This window comes from Priestia sp. JV24, assembly GCF_025910025.1.
GTDB classification, from domain to species: Bacteria; Bacillota; Bacilli; order Bacillales; family Bacillaceae_H; genus Priestia; species Priestia megaterium.
Genome location: NZ_JAPCIN010000007.1, coordinates 122,123 through 140,812 on the forward strand (window position 1 = coordinate 122,123; position 18,690 = coordinate 140,812).

The 18,690-nt window shown below is 38.0% G+C and carries 17 protein-coding genes and 1 riboswitch; of the genes, 11 read left to right on the top strand and 6 right to left on the bottom strand.

The features are described from left to right. The first annotated feature begins 137 nt into the window (after positions 1-137). Both OK414_RS01690 and OK414_RS01695 read left to right on the top strand, forming a co-directional pair. Positions 138-626, top strand: coding sequence for a phenolic acid decarboxylase (locus OK414_RS01690; RefSeq protein WP_043975666.1), 489 nt, complete (start codon positions 138-140; stop codon positions 624-626). 189 nt (positions 627-815) lie between these two features. Then, positions 816-1,199, top strand: coding sequence for an OsmC family protein (locus tag OK414_RS01695; RefSeq protein ID WP_016762854.1), 384 nt, complete (start codon positions 816-818; stop codon positions 1,197-1,199). Positions 1,200-1,344: 145 nt separating this feature from the next. Here OK414_RS01695 and OK414_RS01700 read toward each other — a convergent pair whose 3' ends face one another. Further along, positions 1,345-1,761, bottom strand: a complete 417-nt coding sequence (locus OK414_RS01700; RefSeq protein ID WP_016762855.1) for a pyridoxamine 5'-phosphate oxidase family protein — start codon at positions 1,759-1,761, stop codon at positions 1,345-1,347. A gap of 200 nt (positions 1,762-1,961) precedes the next feature. On the opposite strand from OK414_RS01700, the gene cax reads away from it, so the two are divergent. After that, on the top strand, positions 1,962-3,017 hold the full coding sequence (cax, locus tag OK414_RS01705) for a calcium/proton exchanger (protein WP_016762856.1): 1,056 nt from the start codon (positions 1,962-1,964) through the stop codon (positions 3,015-3,017). Between the two features lie 177 nt (positions 3,018-3,194). Next, entirely contained in the window at positions 3,195-3,995 is an 801-nt protein-coding gene (locus OK414_RS01710; protein WP_034654789.1) for a YfkD famly protein, read from the top strand. Positions 3,996-4,031: 36 nt separating this feature from the next. Here OK414_RS01710 and yfkAB read toward each other — a convergent pair whose 3' ends face one another. Continuing rightward, positions 4,032-5,150, bottom strand: coding sequence for a radical SAM/CxCxxxxC motif protein YfkAB (yfkAB, locus tag OK414_RS01715; protein ID WP_205662169.1), 1,119 nt, complete (start codon positions 5,148-5,150; stop codon positions 4,032-4,034). 203 nt (positions 5,151-5,353) lie between these two features. Here yfkAB and OK414_RS01720 point away from each other — a divergent pair, with 203 nt between their 5' ends. From OK414_RS01720 to OK414_RS01745, 6 genes are all read left to right on the top strand, one after another. After that, positions 5,354-5,539, top strand: coding sequence for an SE1561 family protein (locus OK414_RS01720; RefSeq protein WP_013081532.1), 186 nt, complete (start codon positions 5,354-5,356; stop codon positions 5,537-5,539). 163 nt (positions 5,540-5,702) lie between these two features. Beyond that, on the top strand, positions 5,703-7,244 hold the full coding sequence (locus OK414_RS01725) for a fumarate hydratase (RefSeq protein ID WP_016762857.1): 1,542 nt from the start codon (positions 5,703-5,705) through the stop codon (positions 7,242-7,244). Positions 7,245-7,338: 94 nt separating this feature from the next. Next, positions 7,339-8,148 carry a delta-lactam-biosynthetic de-N-acetylase gene (pdaA, locus tag OK414_RS01730; RefSeq protein WP_034654793.1) on the top strand — a complete coding sequence of 270 codons (810 nt, stop codon included), beginning with the start codon at positions 7,339-7,341 and terminating at the stop codon, positions 8,146-8,148. A 162-nt stretch (positions 8,149-8,310) separates the two neighbouring features. Beyond that, positions 8,311-9,696, top strand: coding sequence for a 23S rRNA (uracil(1939)-C(5))-methyltransferase RlmD (gene rlmD / locus OK414_RS01735; protein WP_034654795.1), 1,386 nt, complete (start codon positions 8,311-8,313; stop codon positions 9,694-9,696). Between the two features lie 251 nt (positions 9,697-9,947). Beyond that, a riboswitch (glycine riboswitch) is annotated at positions 9,948-10,028 on the top strand. A 159-nt stretch (positions 10,029-10,187) separates the two neighbouring features. Beyond that, positions 10,188-11,540, top strand: coding sequence for an amino acid permease (locus tag OK414_RS01740; RefSeq protein ID WP_016762860.1), 1,353 nt, complete (start codon positions 10,188-10,190; stop codon positions 11,538-11,540). Between the two features lie 332 nt (positions 11,541-11,872). Further along, positions 11,873-14,014: a PAS domain-containing sensor histidine kinase gene (locus OK414_RS01745; protein WP_263045962.1), complete on the top strand. Its 2,142-nt coding sequence runs from the start codon at positions 11,873-11,875 to the stop codon at positions 14,012-14,014. A gap of 426 nt (positions 14,015-14,440) precedes the next feature. Here the strand turns inward: OK414_RS01745 and OK414_RS01750 are convergent, their stop codons facing one another. The 4 genes from OK414_RS01750 to OK414_RS01765 all read right to left on the bottom strand — a co-directional run bounded on the left by OK414_RS01750 (position 14,441) and on the right by OK414_RS01765 (position 17,566). Further along, complete coding sequence (locus OK414_RS01750) at positions 14,441-14,557, bottom strand: YfhE family protein (protein WP_013055148.1); 117 nt, start codon at positions 14,555-14,557, stop codon at positions 14,441-14,443. A gap of 101 nt (positions 14,558-14,658) precedes the next feature. Further along, positions 14,659-15,219, bottom strand: coding sequence for a GNAT family N-acetyltransferase (locus OK414_RS01755; protein WP_013055149.1), 561 nt, complete (start codon positions 15,217-15,219; stop codon positions 14,659-14,661). A gap of 255 nt (positions 15,220-15,474) precedes the next feature. Continuing rightward, on the bottom strand, positions 15,475-16,602 hold the full coding sequence (locus tag OK414_RS01760; RefSeq protein WP_263045963.1) for an amidohydrolase: 1,128 nt from the start codon (positions 16,600-16,602) through the stop codon (positions 15,475-15,477). Positions 16,603-16,663: 61 nt separating this feature from the next. Then, positions 16,664-17,566 carry a TIGR01777 family oxidoreductase gene (locus tag OK414_RS01765; RefSeq protein ID WP_016762863.1) on the bottom strand — a complete coding sequence of 301 codons (903 nt, stop codon included), beginning with the start codon at positions 17,564-17,566 and terminating at the stop codon, positions 16,664-16,666. Positions 17,567-17,663: 97 nt separating this feature from the next. On the opposite strand from OK414_RS01765, the gene recX reads away from it, so the two are divergent. After that, a complete protein-coding gene (gene recX, locus OK414_RS01770; RefSeq protein WP_013081541.1) occupies positions 17,664-18,473 on the top strand; it encodes a recombination regulator RecX in 810 nt (269 codons plus the stop codon). The last annotated feature ends 217 nt before the right edge of the window (positions 18,474-18,690 follow it).

An 18,690-nucleotide genomic window follows, 5' to 3' on the forward strand; every position in this document is an offset into this window, starting at 1 on the left:
AGTGTCATTGGTCATACAGGAAGTGCAAAATATAAACGCTTACACAACTGCGTTTTTCTAGGCATTGCTGTGAGACACTTAGATCGCGTTGTGTCAGACATATACGAAGTGTTATAAATCAAAGGAGCGATATAAAAATGGAAAAATTTATTGGAAATCATATGATTTACACATACGAAAACGGATGGGAATATGAAATTTATATCAAAAACGAAAATACAATCGATTACCGTATTCATAGCGGAATGGTGGCAGGACGATGGGTTCGCGACCAGAAAGTAGATATTGTGAAATTAACAGAAGGTGTATATAAAGTATCGTGGACTGAACCGACTGGAACAGATGTATCTTTGAACTTTATGCCTGATGAAAAACGGATGCACGGCATTATCTTCTTCCCAAAATGGGTACATGAACATCCTGAAATTACCGTGTGCTATCAAAATGACCATCTTGATTTAATGCATGAATCCCGTGAAAAATACGAAACATATCCTAAATACGTTGTACCCGAATTTGCTGACATTACATTTATCAAAAATGTCGGAGCGAACAATGAGGAAGTTATCGCTCAAGCGCCTTACGAAGGAATGACAAATGATATTCGCGCCGGAAAATTAATTTAACACAGAGTCATAAAAAAGACTGAGGCAAAAGTATTATAGCTGAAGGAAGATCCGAACGATGAATCGAGATTCTTGATGGAGAATCAAATTCGTTCGGATCTTTTTATGGTGACGGTGTAACAAGTATCCGTATTGAGAGTAGTTGGTTATATAAAAAGCGGTTTATAATGAAGTAAAGGAGTGAAGGAAATGGAATTTAACATGAAAAAAGAGGCGGGATTTACAACAAATCTTCCTTATGGAGAGCTACATATCGCCGGAGATGAAGAGTATGGCTTTCGTCCGTATCAGCTAATGGTATCGTCCATTGCTGTTTGCAGCGGAGGCGTGTTAAGAAAGATTCTAGAGAAAAAAAGAATTGCTTTTTCTGATTTACGAATCCAAGCTGGTGTGACGCGGAATGATGAAAAAGCGGGGCGAATCGAAAAAATTCATTTGCACTATATCATTACAGGAGAAGAGCTTCCATTAGACAAAATTGAAAAATCAATTGAGCTAGCACGAAAAAATTGTTCGATGCTACAGTCGGTTATTGACAGTATTGAAGTGACAGAAACCTTCGAAATTAAATGAGGTTGGGACAAAAGTATTTTAGCTGAAGAAGATCCGAACGATGAATCAAACTCGTTCGGATTTTTTATGGTGTTATTACAAGCGGTGCAGCGCTTTGCACCCATTTGTTCGTCTTTAGATGAATGGACTTAGCTACGCCTCAATCTCATATTTCCTTCGGTTTGCTGCCGGCTTTATCAAAATAGCGCATGCGTTCAGGAGTCAGCTGAAGAAGCAAATAATTTGGGTCATCTGGACTTTTAATCCACTCTTTTAACTTTTCATTCCAAAATTTCTTTTTTAACTCTTCGTTTGTTTCTACATTTACTTTGGCTTCTACCTCTACATACGGATCACTCCAACCTTGCCCATCATAGCCTAACAAAATATGAACATAAGGGTTTTTTTCTAGTTCTTCGACTTTATGGGTATCTTTATTGGTGGCGGTGTAGAGCACAAGATCTTCATGAAAAAACATCATAAAGCGTGAATAAGGATTTCCATCTTGAATTGTAGCTAATGTTCCAATTGTATAGTCATCCAGTACGGATAAAATTTGATTTTTCACATCATTATTGCTCATTTTTTCACTCCTTATTATATCTTTTCACCCTTGGTAGTTTGGCTGATTTTTAACTATCTTAAACAAAAATCAATTAAGGGTTTATCATTTATAAAAATAGGTTAAAAATACTAACATTGACGGTGAGTCTATACAAATTCCATTAATTTGATATGATTGATTTTGTTGTCAAAAAATGAATAAGGTGGGTGTACATATCGATGATCAATCGGATTTTTCTTATAGCGGTTATTCTTGGGGTGCCGCTATCTGTTATTGGGCACATGATGCACTGGTCAGATGTTCTTATGTTTATTATTTACTGTTTAACAATCATTGCCCTCGCAGCTTTTATGGGGAGAGCAACAGAGAGCTTAGCTGTTGTAGCTGGTCCTCGAATAGGCGGTCTATTAAACGCTACGTTTGGTAACGCTGTAGAATTAATTATTTCTATTTTTGCTCTAAAAGAAGGCCTTACAGCGGTGGTGCTTGCATCGTTAACGGGTTCTGTATTAGGAAATCTTCTTCTTGTAGGCGGTCTTTCATTCTTCATTGGAGGATTAAAATTTAAGCGTCAAGAATTTAATGTCTATGATGCAAGACATAATTCTGGATTATTGATCTTTGCCGTTATCGTTGCGTTTGTTATTCCTGAAGTGTTTGCTAGCGAAATGGACGAAGCGAAGACCATGTCCCTGAGTGTCGGAATCTCCATTATTCTCATCATCTTGTACTTAGCGGCGTTATTTTTTAAGCTGGTAACGCACCGAGGGGTGTATCAGCATAAAAGTGAAGAAGTGGAAGAACATGAGGAGCCAGAATGGTCAATGTGGAAAGCGATTACTGTTCTCTTTTTGTCTACGTTAGCTGTAGCTTACGTATCCGAAAGCTTGGTTAGTACAATCGAAATTGTATCGGAAAGTTTTGGGTGGAGTGAGCTGTTCATCGGGGTCATCATCGTAGCGATTGTTGGAAACGCAGCAGAACACGCTTCGGCTATTATTATGGCCGTTAAAAACCGCATGGGTGTAGCTGTTGAAATTGCTGTGGGATCCACTTTACAAGTAGCGATGTTTGTAGCACCAATATTAGTGTTAGTTTCGCTGATGTTCGAAAACCAAATGTCTCTTGTCTTTACTTGGCCTGAGTTGATTGCGATGGTAACGGCCGTATTTTTAACTATTGCTATTTCTAATGACGGAGATACAAACTGGTTCGAAGGTGCAACTCTTTTAGGTGCTTATATTATTATGGGAATTGGTTTTTATCTTATTTAAAAAGAAGAGGCTGAGACAAACATGTTTTAGTTGAAGGAAGAATCCGAACGATTAATCGTTCGGATTCTTTTTGTGTAAGTGAATAGAAGAATTTCCCTTTTGGTATTCAGGATAAAACAGGAGATGTTTGAAAAAACTATGGTTGCATTCATTAACGATGTTGAAAGGAGTTTCTAGATGTTACGTAAATTGCTTTTATTTGTGTTTACCATCATTATTTCATTTTCATGTTCAACGAAGATCGCCATTGCGAAAACAGCTCAGCCGACCATCAACGTGCCTTCTTCAGCTTTAAATATTTCAAAAGAAAATACGTATCCAAATGCTAGTCAAGATACGCCATATTTGCAGCCAAGTGAGTTTACAAAAGAGCTCATTGAAACATCAAATGTAAAAATTGAAAACCCTGATTTAATTCGTATATTAAATGAATCAAACATTTCTAAAACTCCATGGGCAATTGGTTTTAGAGCAACCGTCTTTTTAGGACAGTGGCCATTAAATTACGAATCAACAGAAACAAACGTTAACTGGCAACACCAGCGAATCAATACAAATCATTATGATAACAGAGCAGGAAAAACTCAGTACAAAATGATGTACAGTCAGGAAAATCAAAGTCATGTAAAAGGCGGATTAACAGCAAAAGTGCCTCAGCCTGAGCATGTTAAACAAATGATGCTAATTGAAGCAGCTAAAAAAACAAAGCTCACTTTATCATTTCAAACGTTTGTAGGTGCCGGAACGAAAAAAGACCAGGTCTATAACGTAGCTCCTAAAAAAGTAGGTTATCTGTATGCGTATACGCCTGCTGTAAGTGAAAAGGGAAAAGTAACATATGGAGAAGTGTATGTTACAGTAAAAGGCAGCAAGCGCTCAATTGTGGTGAGAAATGTAACGTCTCAAGGAATTGGAGCATGGATTCCAGTACAAGATTATGTTTCCTTAAGCTTTGGAGCTTATGACCAGCCGAGATAACAAAAAAGAGATTCCATTGTGGGAATCTCTTTTTTGTTATTTTGTAATGCTCGCTTGGAGTTTGCTAAAATCAGTATCTTGATAATAGCTGTTTTTCACCAAAATATTAGGTCCTAAACAAGACACTGCTGAACAATGACAGCTAAGTTCTTTAGAAATCGTGCTTTGCTGCCACATATCAAAAGCGTCTGTAAGCTTTGTATCTTGAATGTTGCCAAGAGGAGGCGTATCACCAAAATCCGTTACGATAATATCTCCGTCGAAAATATTTACATTTAGGCGAGAGCGCCCGTCTGGATCGTTTCGAACGGTTACATTTTTACTGCTAAACAAACGCTGTAAAAGCGATAAGTCTTCCTCATTATTACTGCATGCATAAAACGGTAACGTACCGAATAGCATCCACACATTTTCATCTCGAATATCAAGAAGGTGATGAATAGCTTTACGCATTTCAGGAAGAGATAATGTTTCTAGAGTGCTAGCAAAGTCACTTGGATACATAGGGTGTACTTCGTGACGCTGACAAAGCATTTCATCAACAATTTGACGATGAATCTTTTCCATGTGAGGAAGCGTACGTTTGTTTAACATCGTTTCAGCTGATACGGTTACACCCGCTTTTACAAGCGCGCGGCTGTTTTCAATCATACGATCGAAATATTTGGCGCGCTGCTCATAAGTAGGCTTTCGCTCCATCATTGCAAAGCCAGCTTCCACAAAATCGTCCATCGTTCCCCAGTTGTGAGAAATATGTAAAACATCTAAATAAGGAATGATTTGTTCGTAACGAGCAAGATCTAATGTTAAATTTGAATTAATCTGTGTACGGACACCTCGTTCATGTGCATACTTTAATAAAGGCACCACATAATTTTTCACAGAAGATAGAGACATCATCGGCTCTCCGCCCGTAATGCTTAACGCTCGAAGAGTTGGAATTTCATCGAGACGTTTTAAAATTAAATCAAGCGGCAGTGCGTTTGGGTCTTTTGGCTGCAGCGTATATCCAACTGCACAGTGCTCACATCGCATATTACAAAGCGTCGTTGTGGTGAATTCAACGTTTGTAAGCGTCGGTTTGCCATATTGTTTCATATCTAAATACGCTTCCCACGGATCGAACTCCGGGGTAATTCGTTGTAAAGTGGCCATAAAAAAACTCCTTTTATTTTTCCGTAAAGTGAAATGATGATGAAAACATCTCACGGTCCGTCCTGCTAGACTAAATTATACGTCTCATTCAAAACGGACACCAGTGACTATTATGGATTTTATTGCTTTTAGTTGTCAAATATGAAAGTATTCGTTAGGATATAAGGAAATACGATTGAAAAGCTATATCAGGAGGGTTTAAAATGGGAAACGCCGTTCGAGATAAAGATTCACAAGTACGTTATTTAAAAGATCGTTTAAATATGTTTGTACACGTATTAGACTCTATGGAGCCTGAAAACACAGACCTAGAAGACATTGACCGTTTGATCACGATGATTGATGACCTTGAAGCAAAATGTGAGCAGTTTAAAAAAGATAAAGAATGAACAAAGAAAAAAGCGCTAGAAAAACTAGCGCTTTTTTGCTTGAAGTGGAAATCCTCCTATAAAGGTCTTTCGAAACAATTTTTGAAGGAGTATAATAAATTTTGAAAGTTGTACGACAGATAGATAAATACATACATTAGCGGGATATGGGAGGAATTAAGTGATGATTGAAGCTTTAAAACAAAGCATGTACGATTTAATTGTTGAAACATCTACAAAATTGCCAAAAGACGTTCGACGTGCTATCGCAAAGGCAAAAGCGCGTGAAAATGCAGGAACGCGTGCAGCAATGTCTTTAGCGACCATTACCAATAATATTAAGATGGCGGATGATAATTTATCGCCAATTTGTCAAGATACAGGTATGCCAACATTTAAAATTAAAACCCCCGTAGGAGTGAATCAGCTTCAAATTAAAGAAGCGATTTATTGGGCAATTGAAGAAGCAACAAAGCACGGAAAGCTTCGCCCTAACTCCGTAGATTCGTTAACGGGAGAAAACAGCGGTAATAATTTAGGCGGAGGCACGCCGGTTATTAAGTTTGAACAGTGGGAAAATGACTATATTGATGCGCGTCTTATTTTAAAAGGCGGCGGCTGTGAAAATAAAAACATTCAGTATAGCCTGCCTTGTGAAGTAGAAGGGTTAGGTCGAGCTGGCCGCGATTTAGACGGCATTCGTAAATGTGTGATGCACTCAGTATACCAAGCGCAAGGTCAAGGCTGTAGCGCCGGCGTCATTGGTGTTGGAATCGGTGGCGACCGTACAACAGGCTATGAATTAGCAAAAGAGCAGCTGTTCCGAAACTTAGATGACGAAAATCCAAATGCTCAGCTGAAAGAATTAGAAGAGTATGTAATGGAAAATGCTAATAAGTTAGGAATCGGTACGATGGGTTTTGGTGGAGAAACGACATTACTTGGCTGTAAAGTCGGCGTAATCAATCGTATTCCTGCTAGCTTCTATGTGTCAGTTGCGTATAATTGCTGGGCTTACCGCCGCTTAGGTATTAAAATCAACGCCGATACAGGAAGTGTTCAAGAGTGGCTGTATCAAGAAGGCGAAGAAGTAGATTTTAATAAAAATGCAGGCGCCGAAGAGAAGCAAAATGCGGATGAAACAAAAGAAGTTGTATTACAAGCACCTATTACAGAAGAGCAAATTCGTGAATTAAAAGTTGGTGACGTGGTGCGCATCAACGGTATGATGTATACAGGACGCGACGCTATCCATAAACATTTAACAGATCACGATGCACCAATTGATTTAAATGGACAAATCATTTATCACTGTGGTCCGGTTATGTTAAAGGACGAAGACGAAAAATGGCACGTAACCGCTGCAGGACCAACAACAAGTATTCGTGAAGAACCTTACCAAGGGGATATTATGAAGAAATTTGGTATCCGCGCGGTTATCGGTAAAGGCGGTATGGGTCCTAAAACGCTTGCTGCTCTTCAAGAGCACGGCGGCGTGTACTTAAATGCTATCGGCGGAGCTGCACAGTACTATGCTGATTGTATCAAGAGTGTAGAAGGCGTTGATTTGATGCAGTTTGGTATTCCTGAAGCAATGTGGCATTTAAAAGTAGAAGGCTTTACAGCTGTAGTGACGATGGATTCACATGGAAACAGCTTGCATGCAGATGTAGACAAGTCTTCATTTGAAAAGCTTGAGCAATTTAAAGAGCCGGTATTTAAATAAACATACATTCAAAGCGTATGGTAAAAAGTAACGTTCATGAACGAGAAAATTGAGTGGATACTAAGCGTAAAATGACTTCCGAAAGGAGCTTCTTATGCGCCGGTTCACCTTTTTTCTCGTTTTTTTATTCGTGATGTCAACAGGCATAGCATCTGTTGAAGCACAAATGTATCCAAACACTCCGATCAGCTGGGGATTTCAAAAAAGTAAAAATCACAAGCCCGCATCCGCAGGTACAGCTTATGAACAAATTCTTGCTAAGTATGATGCTTTTTACCTCGGAGATACAAATAAAAAAAATATTTACTTAACGTTTGATAATGGTTATGAAAATGGTTATACACCGCAGGTATTAGACGTGCTCAAAAAAAGAAAGGTTCCTGCCACATTCTTTGTAACAGGACACTATTTAAAAGAAGAGCCTAAGCTTATTAAGCGAATGGTAAAAGAAGGGCATATTGTCGGGAATCATTCATGGCATCACCCTGACTTAACTCAAGTGGATGACGCACGTTTTAAAGAGGAATTGCAAAAAGTAAAAGATGAATACAAGAATATTACGGGTCGTGATGAAATGAAATACCTTCGCTCACCTAGAGGGGTATTTAGTGAACGAACGCTAGCTCTTTCAAAGCAAGAGGGCTATACGAATGTATTTTGGTCACTTGCATTTGTTGACTGGAAAGTGAATGAACAAAAAGGCTGGCGCTACTCATACGACAATATGATGGCTCAAATACATCCAGGTGCGATCATGCTTTTGCATACCGTTTCAAAGGATAACGCAGATGCGTTAGATCAAGCCATTGTGGATTTAAAAAAGCAGGGCTATACGTTTAAAAGCATTGATGATTTAATGAACGAACGCAAACAAATGAAGAAAAGTCCTTCTAAAACGAAATAAAGATAAAAACCGATGGGAATGTTTCTCCTGTCGGTTTTTTGCTGTTGAAGTGTTATAATATGCGTTGATATCTTTTTTAAAGCAATACGGTCTAATAGGTTTTAAGCAGATAAAGACCGTTAATAACTATATAAAGAATTTAAACTAATCGGAGTTGGTCTCATGAATAAACCAAAAACTGAAATGAAAGTTCAAAAAGGACAAACGTTTCCGTTGACTATAAAAAGACTCGGTATTAATGGAGAAGGCGTAGGATATTTTAAGCGCCAAGTCGTCTTCGTGCCGGGAGCATTGCCGAATGAAGAAGTGGTTGTAGAAGCAACAAATGTTCAGCAAAAGTTTGCCGAAGGAAAAATTAAGCGAATTCGCAAAAAATCTCCTCACCGCGTAGAAGCACCCTGTCCTATTTACGACCAGTGCGGAGGCTGTCAGCTTCAGCACTTATCCTATGAAGGTCAGCTAGAATCTAAGCGCGATATTGTTCTGCAAGCGTTCGAACGTCACAGTTCATTAAAAAAAGTAGAGGAAAAAACACGCCAAACAATTGGCATGGAAGATCCTTGGGGCTATCGTAATAAATCACAGTTCCAAGTAGGTGTGGATAAACAAAAAGTTATCGCTGGTTTGTACGGACTGAATTCTCATCGACTGATTGACATTGAAAACTGTCCGATTCAGCATGGAGCCACAAATCACGTGACAAAAGAAATAAAACGAATTTTACAAGATCTTCAAATTCCTATCTACAATGAGCGCAAACGCCGTGGTATTGTACGTACCATCGTATCTCGAGTAGGATTTGAAACGGGTGAAGTGCAAGTTGTCTTGATTACGGCCAAACAAGAAATTCCGAAAAAAGAGCTTGTGATCAAAGAAATTAAGCGCCGTCTACCGGAAGTGAAATCGCTCGTACAAAACGTAAACGGTCAAAAAACATCGCTTATCTTTGGAGACGAAACGTTTACGCTATCTGGAAAATCGGTGATTCAAGAAACGTTAGGCGATATTTCATTCGAACTTTCAGCGCGTGCATTTTTCCAGTTGAATCCTCTTCAAACAGTGAAGCTGTATGACGAGGTGAAAAAAGCAGCTGCGCTAACAGGCAGTGAAAAAATTGTAGATGCTTACTGCGGAGTAGGGACAATTGGCTTATGGCTTGCTAAAGATGCCAAAGAAATTCGCGGAATGGATACGATTGAAGAATCCATTGTAGATGCGCGAAAAAATGCCAAAGATCATGGATTTGAACACGCCACATATGTGACGGGTCCAGCTGAAAAGTGGATGCCGCAGTGGGTAAAAGAAGGCTGGAAGCCAGATGTTATCGTCGTTGACCCGCCGCGAACAGGCTGTGATGATAAGCTTCTAAAAACGATTTTACAAGTAAAGCCAAAGAAAGTGGTTTACGTATCTTGTAATCCATCCACATTAGCGAAAGATGTGCAGCAGCTGTCGAAGGCTTATTATGTGGATTACATTCAGCCTGTGGATATGTTCCCTCATACGGCGCATGTGGAGAATGTGGTGAGTTTGACGTTAAAGAAATAAATAGATGAAGAGTAAAGGGCAGATTTGATTCTGCTCTTTTTTGTTTGTAATAGGGTGATCTTTGTCACAAGTAAAGAAACAAGATTTTTATGTAGTGTCTTCTTTTAAAGAAGGTAAATAAATGAAAATTATTTTTCCTGTTGACAAAGCATCCAACTGGTATTAGAATAAACAACTATTCGACAGTCATTCTATTGATTGAAAAATTGAATACGTAGAAAGCTATGATTGCTATGGATCACACTATAGCAGGAGCAGCTTCTGGAGAGATCGCGATAGTTTCGCGACGCCGAAGGGTTCACAATCTCAGGCAAAAGGACAGAAGAGTACCGGATATTTATTTGGCATGTTACTAATTGGTAGTATGTACCATAATATTTGTTATTCTTATGACCATGAGATTGGAGCGCATCCAATCTCTTTTTTTATTGGGCTTTATTTTGTAGTCTGCACGATCGTATCAAAGGTTTTATTGTTAGGAGGAGTTAGAGTTGGAACAACGAGAATTAAAGAGGGATTTATCCAATCGTCATGTTCAGCTAATCGCGATTGGAGGAACCATTGGGACAGGATTATTTTTAGGTTCTGGTAAAGCAATACAGCTTGCAGGTCCCTCTATCATCTTTGCTTATTTAATTGTGGGTATTGCGCTTTTCTTTGTGATGAGAGCGCTAGGAGAACTACTGCTGTCTAAAGCAGGTTATCAATCTTTAACAGATATTGCTGAAGAGTATCTTGGACCGTGGGCGTCGTTTGTAACGGGATGGACGTACTGGTTTTGCTGGATTATGACAGCTATGGCTGATGTGATTGCAGTTGGCGTATATGTGAAATATTGGTTCAATATTCCTCAGTGGATTCCCGCACTTATTTGTGTAATCATTTTATTAGGTCTTAACTTATTAACCGTAAAATTATTTGGAGAATTAGAGTTTTGGTTTGCTTTAATAAAGGTTATTACGATTCTTGCATTAATTATTATTGGCGTTATTTTGCTGGTAATGGGATTTAAAACAGACGCGGGATCCGTTACTGTTCAAAACCTTTGGAATCACGGAGGGCTATTTCCAAATGGGGTTTCAGGTTTCTTACTTTCATTCCAAATGGTTATATTCGCATACGTTGGGGTTGAATTGGTAGGGGTATCGGCAGCAGAAACATCAAACCCCAAAAAAAATATTCCATCGGCCATTAATAAAATTCCGCTACGAATCTTATTTTTCTATGTTGGAGCGCTTATCGTCCTTTTATTTATTAACCCGTGGATGGAATTAAATGCAGCAGAAAGCCCATTTGTTAAAACCTTTAGTTTAGTCGGAATTCCGCTTGCTGCTGGAATTATTAATTTTGTTGTACTAACTTCAGCCGCTTCTGCCTGTAATAGCGGAATGTTTTCAACAAGCCGTATCTTATATAATTTAAGTAAAAATGACCAAGGGCCATCTAAGTTTGCAAAACTGAACAAAAACCACGTACCAAGCAACGGATTGTTTGTATCTACGCTGGTTATCTCAGCGGGAGCTCTTTTAAGCAAACTTATACCAGACCAAGCTTTCGGCATTGTCACGACCATTAGCGCTATTTGTTTTATTTGGGTGTGGAGTATCATTCTCATTTGCCATCTAAGGTATAAAAAGACGCGTCCGCAGCTGCATGCAACATCAGCATTCAAAGCACCGTTAACACCATTCATAAACTATGTTGTGTTAGCTTTGTTTGCGGTGATTCTTGTTATTATGCTGTTTTCTGACGCGACGCGCCCAGCCTTATTGTTGACGCCCGTTTGGTTTATTCTCTTATTTATTTTTTACTGGACTAGAAGGAAAAAGAAAATAAATCTTTAAAGGCTAGAAAATCAGCAGGGAACAAACATAATTTTTTATAAAAGAATATAGTAAATTTCTGACCTCATCACTCTGTGATGAGGTCTTTTTAGTGGAGGATAAATAATTGATTTCTACTGCATGAATAAAATGCAGGAAGCAAAGTTTATAGAAGAAAACTAAAAATTTGTTCTAACAGAAAACACAGTGAGAAAGCTCGTAGTTTTCTGATAGGAATGTAGAACAAATTGCTTTTCTTCTGTGTCTAAAGATGGAATTCCGTCATTTATATGGAAAAGTTTTCATTTTGCAGTACAATGGAGGTAGACTTCATTAGATTAAGGTGAACAAACATGAAATGGTTTAAATCTCATACGTTTTGGAAAATCTTCACGATTAATGTGCTTCTTATTTGTACCGTACTGATGCTAATGTTTATTGTTTCAAGAGTGATGCTGCCTAATATTTCTCAAGATCAATATCGGCAGGTAACTGATAAAACCGTCAAGAGAATGAAAGAGCAAATTAACGTCGTCATTAAAGATATTTGGAGCCTAGGCGACGAGGTACAGCAAGATCCTATTTTTTTATCGGATGATGAACAAGAAATAGACAAAGAATTGCAGAAAATAGTTAATATTTCACCGTATATCGATAGCGGAACCATTTTTAACGTAAAAGGGTATGTTGAGCATTATTACCCGAACGATTTAAAGAATATGAAACATGTGAACTTAAGTAAAAGAAAATATTTTCAAGAAGCGCTGCGAACCAAAAAAATATATTTAAGCGATGTCGTTTCAGCAGATACAAAGCACTACATTGTGGTGATGGCGATTCCTATTTTGGATGGGCAGCAAAATGTAAAAAAGGTCGTAAATTTAGCGCTGCGAATTGAAGAAAATAAAAGTTTTCAATCCATCTTTCAAACGTTCGATATAGGAGAGAACGGCTATACATTTATTGTAGACCGCAATGGTAGAATTATTTCCCACCCAGAGAAACAGAGAATCGGTGAAAATGCTAAGAAAAACGAAATCGTTCAGAAAACGATGAATCATAAATCAGGATATCAGCGCGTGGTGAACACCGAAGGTAAGTATTTCTTTGCGTCTTTCGAATATATTCCTGTTTTAGATTGGGGAATTGTCGCTGAATTACCCGTTGAAGACATTTACAGGCCTTATAAAATGTTTGAAAAAACGCTTTGGATCGTTTCAGGTGTTACGATTTTACTGCTTTCTTTTTTTACTGCGTTATATGCAAGGCAAATTGTGAATCCAATTCATAAACTATATGAATTGGCGGGACAAGTAGCGCGCGGGAATTTTAATCAAAAAATTCCGGAACGAGAAATTGAGCGGGGCGAAATCGGTATTTTATCTAAACAGTTTAATGAAATGATTAGCTATATACGCCATTCTAAAGCGAATTTACAGCAAAAAGAAAATCAGCTGGAGGAACAAAAAACGTTTTTAAGACAAGTTATTGACATTAATCCAAGCTATATTTATGCTATCAATCAAAAAAGGGAATTCATTCTCGTCAATGAATCTTTTGCGATGCTCTTAGGTGAAAAATCTGATGACTTAATTGGACAATCAATTGATAAATATCAGTTCAACCTTCAATCAGATCTTTTATATAAAGGAGCGTTTTCAAACTGTACCCAAAAAGGGACGGTATTAGAAGAACAGTTTAAAGATTCAAAAGGAAACCGGCGCTGGGTCGAAACAGCAAAACTTCCTATTATGAATGAAAAACAGGAAGTGATTCAAATGCTGTGCGTATCGACAGATATTACGGAGCGTAAAAAGGCAGAAGAGAAGCTTAGAACTTCTGAGAAGCTTGCCGTTGTAGGAGAACTTGCAGCTGGAGTTGCCCACGAGATCAAAAATCCTTTGACGTCTTTAAAAGGTTTTGTTCACTTATTAAAAGAACAAAATCCCAAAGATGCTTTGTATATAGATATCATGGAAACTGAATTAGAACGAATGAATGGAATCGTAGAAGAATTTTTGATGTTGGGAAAACCTCAGGTTATGAATGTTGAACCCTTGAATATGCAAGCGCTTGTTCAAGAAGTGTGCTTGCTTCTTGAACCTGAAGCAGTAGAAAAAAAGGTAGCTTTCATATTTGAAAGGGACGACCAGTTACCACAGGTATATGGAGATAAAAATCAGTTAAAACAAGTATTTATTAATATTATTAAAAACTCTATCGAAGCAATGCCGGAAGGAGGAGGGATTCATATTACTATTAAAGCAAAAGAAAACCACCTTTGGCTGCAGCTTGCTGATGAAGGGCAAGGTATTCCTCCTGAACGGTTAATGAAGATAGGTGAGCCTTTTTATAGTACAAAAGAAAAAGGTACAGGTTTAGGGCTGATGGTCAGCTACCGGATTATTAAAGCTCACCGTGCGCAGATGACATTTTCTAGTCAGTTAAATCAAGGAACAAGTGTGGATATATTGTTTCCAATAATAAAAAGGTAGGGGAAGTTTCCCCTACCTTTTTATTATTATACTTATAATATATCGAAAGCCTTGATGGTATTAAAATAAATGAAAGTACTAAAGAAGATATCCACAGGTTAACAAGAAGTTAACTGCTGAATTATATAGGATATTCACAATTTTATCCACACTATTCACATTTTTTCAGAAAATTTACATAAAAATTACCCACTGTCATTTCAAGTTATGAAAGCGGTAATATGCATATTCAATAAAGTTATGCACATTATCCACATAATTGTGGGTAAACTTTGTGGATATAGTAGAGTAGTAAAAAAACTTCAATAACATCTATAAAATCTTCGTATTATTATGTCTGCATAATATAAAAACGTCCTTCCGATACAAACTGTACAGAAAGGACGTTAAGATGATCAAGCGTTGGATAGAGATGTTTTGCCTCACTTATTTTTTCGTGTAGCCGCCTGCACGGTCTGCTTTTTTAAACTCACGGCCGTAATAGATTTCTTGAGCGCTACTTAACGTATTTTTTGCGTTTTCTTTTCGTTTTTTTTCAGACATAAAAAAACCTCCAATTAACGTTTTTCGATCATGCTACTTATTTTTTCCAGAATCTCTCGTTTTTAATCATAAAAAAAGCTCTCCGTTACACGGAGAGACTCTTACGCTTCTTTAAGCTGGTGATCTTCTTGAACGTCTTGTTCGTGACGCAAGTAGTATAATGTATACAAGTCTTTTGGAATTTCGTATAAATCATATACGTCTTCATGTTGATTAATTTCATCGTATAAAGCTTTGTGTGTTTCATTTGCAAGTACTGCATAAGGCAGTTTTTCTGCAGCCTTAATAGACCTGATATTGATTTTACGAATTCGCATAAAAATTCGCTCTATATTTAACTCAAAGAACAGTTCATTAAAGAACGCTTCTTTTGCAATTTGATTATATCCTTTTCCATGAAACGGTTTGCCAAGCCAAGTGCCTAAAAAACCAGCTTGGTCCTGTACATCAAATAAATTAATGGTGCCGATAGGGTTACCCCATTCGTCTAAAATCGTGCGAGAAATAATTTCTCCATGATCTTCTGCTTCCATCGTTTGTTTAGTCACAAATAAAAATTCTTCATAGGAATGGGCTTTATGACGAACAAAAGGGAAGACATCAGGATGTACCATGAGTTCGTATAGAGATTGACAGTCATTTAGGTCACGTTTTTTTAACATAACTTTTCCCTCCTGATCGAGGGTATATACAGACTCCAATCAAGTCCCCACCCTCGAAATTTTTTAATAATTAAAAAAATTTCGGGGTGGGAATCGAACCCACTAGAACCAGTTACCTGGTGGCGCACCATTTGCCTTCCCATTACAAGTCAACAAACATAAAAAGTCAACGTGTGATGTTTATGCTTTTGTGAAATTCACATGCTTCTAAACGTATCATACTAAAAAAAATAAAAAAAGAAAATAGGTAAAATGTTAATTTTTTTTAAATAATATTTTACCATCTATCATGGTGAAAAGGGGCTTTGCTAAGTAGTGAAAGGGATGATGGCTCCATAGCACTAAATCAGCGTCTTTTCCTACTTCGATACTGCCGATTCGCTGATCAATACGAAGATTTCGAGCAGCAGCAATCGTGATGCCTTCTAATGCTTTTTGTTCTTCGAGCCCTTCACGTACGGCAATGGATGCACAAATATTTAGGTACTGAATGGGCGTATAAGGATGGTCTGTTGTAATAGAAACTTCTACTTCTTCATTGCAGAGAGCTTGATAGGTTTTCCATGTTTTATTCTTCAGTTCAACCTTTGAGCGGCGTGTTAAAGTTGGTCCCACGCTTACTTTTAAGTTTCTTCCGCCTAGCTCTTTAGCAATTAAGTGACCTTCTGTACAGTGTTCAATACGAACGTCTAAATTAAATTCATCTGCCAAGCGCAGAGCTGATAGAATATCATCGGCTCGGTGAGCATGAATTCGAACGGGAATCTCTCTATTCAGTGCTTGAATGAGTGGTTTGATTCGCAAATCATCTTTATTGTCACTGCTTTTTGCATGATAAAAGGCTTCTCTCAGCATCCCCATAATACCCATTCGTGTAATGGATTCCTTGTTGCCATGGCTGTGGATTCGTTTTGGATTTTCTCCTAGCGCAATCTTAAGTCCAGCTGTCTCTTGAATCAACATTTGAGAAATACTTGTTCCGGCTGTTTTAATAACGGACGTTGTACCTCCGATCACATTTGCACTTCCAGGCATAATGTGTACAGACGTAATACCCGCTTCAATGGCATCTTTAAACCCAGGATCTAAAGGATGTACGCTGTCAAAAGCTCGGATATGCGGAGTCATAGGCTCGATTGTTTCGTTAGCATCATTTCCGGCCCAGCCGGTTCCTTCATCATATAGTCCTAGATGTGTATGAACATCAATAAATCCAGGGAATAAGTAACGCTGTTTGCAGTCAATGACTTCTACTTGAAGAGGAGGCTGCAAGTTTGGCCCAATTAAAACAATTTTTCCATCTTGAATGAGCACATCATTATTATAAATAGGTTTTGACGTAATAGGATAGAGCGTTGCATTTTTCAAGAGAATGGTTTTCATAAAGGATGCTCCTATCTATCGGCAGCTTAGTCACCTGTTTTAGGTAAATATCAGGAAATAACTAGAGTAAATCTCGCAATGCATCTTCTAATACAGTATATGTAAAAATGTAATTCTGTTGAATCAATTTTTCAGGTAAAACACGCTGTCCTTTCAAAATAATCATACTCATTTCTCCCATCAGCAGCTGAAGGCCAAAGCTAGGTACGGGCATCCAGTGAGGGCGATTTAACACTTTGCCAATCGTCTTTCCAAACTCTTTCATTTGGACGGGATTTGGGGCAGTTACGTTAACAGGTCCTTCTATTTGTTTGGTATGAATACAATAATCAATAATTTTGACGACGTCTTGAAGATGCACCCAAGACATCCACTGCTCTCCTGAACCAACTGTTCCTCCTGCAAATAATTTATAAGGAAGGGCAGTAGAAGGGAGTGCCCCGCCATCTTTGCCTAATATAACGCCGAACCTTGTTAAAACAGTACGAATATTGAGTTCCATCGCTTTTAACGCTTCATTTTCCCACTTTTTTACCGTTTCAGCTAAAAAGTCTGTGCCGATGGATGGAGAAGCTTCTGTGAATGTTTCTGTAGTTGATGTCCCGTAATAACCAACTGCGCTTGCATTTACATAAAGGGACGGTTTTTCGGGTAAGGCAGCCATAATACGAAGGATTTCTTGAGTAGAAGAAAGGCGACTTTCCACAATGGCTTTTTTGCGCTCGTCCGTCCAGCGGCCGCTGTTAAGTGAAACGCCAGCTAAATTGATAAAAACGTCTGCTCCTTCTACATGCTCTTCAGGTTGGCTGCTTTCTTGCATCCACTCTACATATTTAAGTTTCGGATCTCTTGCAGCTTTATCTGCATTGCGTGTTAAAATATATACATAATGTTTTTGTGTTAAAAAATGTTTTGTTAAAGCTTTACCTACGAACCCAGTTCCTCCAGCAATAACAATTTTCATACGAATTTCCTCCTTTATTGAGATAAATAAAAATGTGTATGATATGTTTGGCGGTTCTTCAGCCATCAATTTAATAAGAAATATGAGGTGAAGGTGTATGCCTGTTGTCACAAAAATCACAACGCAAAAGAATAGCGGTGAACGTTATAATGTGTACTTAGATTATGGTAAAGGTGAAGAGTTTGGCTTTGGTGTTGACGAAAATGTCCTCATCAAATATGACTTGAAAAAAGGTCGTGAGCTTGATGAATTTGAATTAACGGAAATTCAGTACGCAGATGATGAGAAAAAAGCTTATAATTTAGCGATCACTTACTTATCTTATCGAATGCGCTCTGAAAAAGAGGTACATGATTATTTGAAGAAAAAAGAAATTAACTCTACTATTATTCAACAAGTTATTCAGAAATTAGTCAGCCACCGTTATTTAAATGATGAAGAGTTTGCAAAAGCATTCGTGTTAACTCAAATGAACACGACATCAAAAGGACCAAGTGTGATTCAAAGAGAATTAAAAGAAAAGGGAATTTCTGATTCCACTATTACCCTTAGTTTATGTGAATACCCTGAAGAACAGCAAATTCAAACTGCTGTGAAATTAATTGAAAAGTTAAAAGGAAAATATAAAAAATTATCTCAAGTAATGATGAAACAAAAAATGGAACAAGCATTGGCAGTGAAGGGTTATTCATTTTCTATTATTCAAGAAGCATTTCAGCGCACGAATACAGAAAAAGAAAGCGATGAGGCATGGGAAGCTCTGCAATACCAAGGAATGAAAGCTCATCGTCGTTTTTCAAAGTATGAAGGCTGGGAATATCAGCAAAAAATGAAGCAGGCTCTTTATAGGAAAGGATTCTCTATTGACCAAATTCAATCATTTCTAGATTCTATTGAAGAGGAATAAAGGCGGGACAAAAGTATGTTAGTTAAAGGGAAATCCGAACGATGAATCGAGATTCTTGATGGAGAATCCAACTCGTTCGGATTTTTTATTGTGATGGTAAACATAAACTTCATGTGTTTAGTTGGTTCTAGCAGTGGATTGGAGGGCAAGACGAAGACTCCTGCCGTCCCCAGAAAGGGAGAAGTCCTGCACGGAAATCACCCGCTGTGTCACAAGC

Coding starts and splice junctions, on each gene's coding strand:
- OK414_RS01690 (WP_043975666.1), top strand. CDS start 138: ATGGAAAAATTTATTGGAAATCATATGATTTACACATACGAAAACGGA.
- OK414_RS01695 (WP_016762854.1), top strand. CDS start 816: ATGGAATTTAACATGAAAAAAGAGGCGGGATTTACAACAAATCTTCCT.
- OK414_RS01700 (WP_016762855.1), bottom strand. CDS start 1,761: ATGAGCAATAATGATGTGAAAAATCAAATTTTATCCGTACTGGATGAC.
- cax (WP_016762856.1), top strand. CDS start 1,962: ATGATCAATCGGATTTTTCTTATAGCGGTTATTCTTGGGGTGCCGCTA.
- OK414_RS01710 (WP_034654789.1), top strand. CDS start 3,195: ATGTTACGTAAATTGCTTTTATTTGTGTTTACCATCATTATTTCATTT.
- yfkAB (WP_205662169.1), bottom strand. CDS start 5,150: ATGGCCACTTTACAACGAATTACCCCGGAGTTCGATCCGTGGGAAGCG.
- OK414_RS01720 (WP_013081532.1), top strand. CDS start 5,354: ATGGGAAACGCCGTTCGAGATAAAGATTCACAAGTACGTTATTTAAAA.
- OK414_RS01725 (WP_016762857.1), top strand. CDS start 5,703: ATGATTGAAGCTTTAAAACAAAGCATGTACGATTTAATTGTTGAAACA.
- pdaA (WP_034654793.1), top strand. CDS start 7,339: ATGCGCCGGTTCACCTTTTTTCTCGTTTTTTTATTCGTGATGTCAACA.
- rlmD (WP_034654795.1), top strand. CDS start 8,311: ATGAATAAACCAAAAACTGAAATGAAAGTTCAAAAAGGACAAACGTTT.
- OK414_RS01745 (WP_263045962.1), top strand. CDS start 11,873: ATGAAATGGTTTAAATCTCATACGTTTTGGAAAATCTTCACGATTAAT.
- OK414_RS01750 (WP_013055148.1), bottom strand. CDS start 14,557: ATGTCTGAAAAAAAACGAAAAGAAAACGCAAAAAATACGTTAAGTAGC.
- OK414_RS01755 (WP_013055149.1), bottom strand. CDS start 15,219: ATGTTAAAAAAACGTGACCTAAATGACTGTCAATCTCTATACGAACTC.
- OK414_RS01760 (WP_263045963.1), bottom strand. CDS start 16,602: ATGAAAACCATTCTCTTGAAAAATGCAACGCTCTATCCTATTACGTCA.
- OK414_RS01765 (WP_016762863.1), bottom strand. CDS start 17,566: ATGAAAATTGTTATTGCTGGAGGAACTGGGTTCGTAGGTAAAGCTTTA.
- recX (WP_013081541.1), top strand. CDS start 17,664: ATGCCTGTTGTCACAAAAATCACAACGCAAAAGAATAGCGGTGAACGT.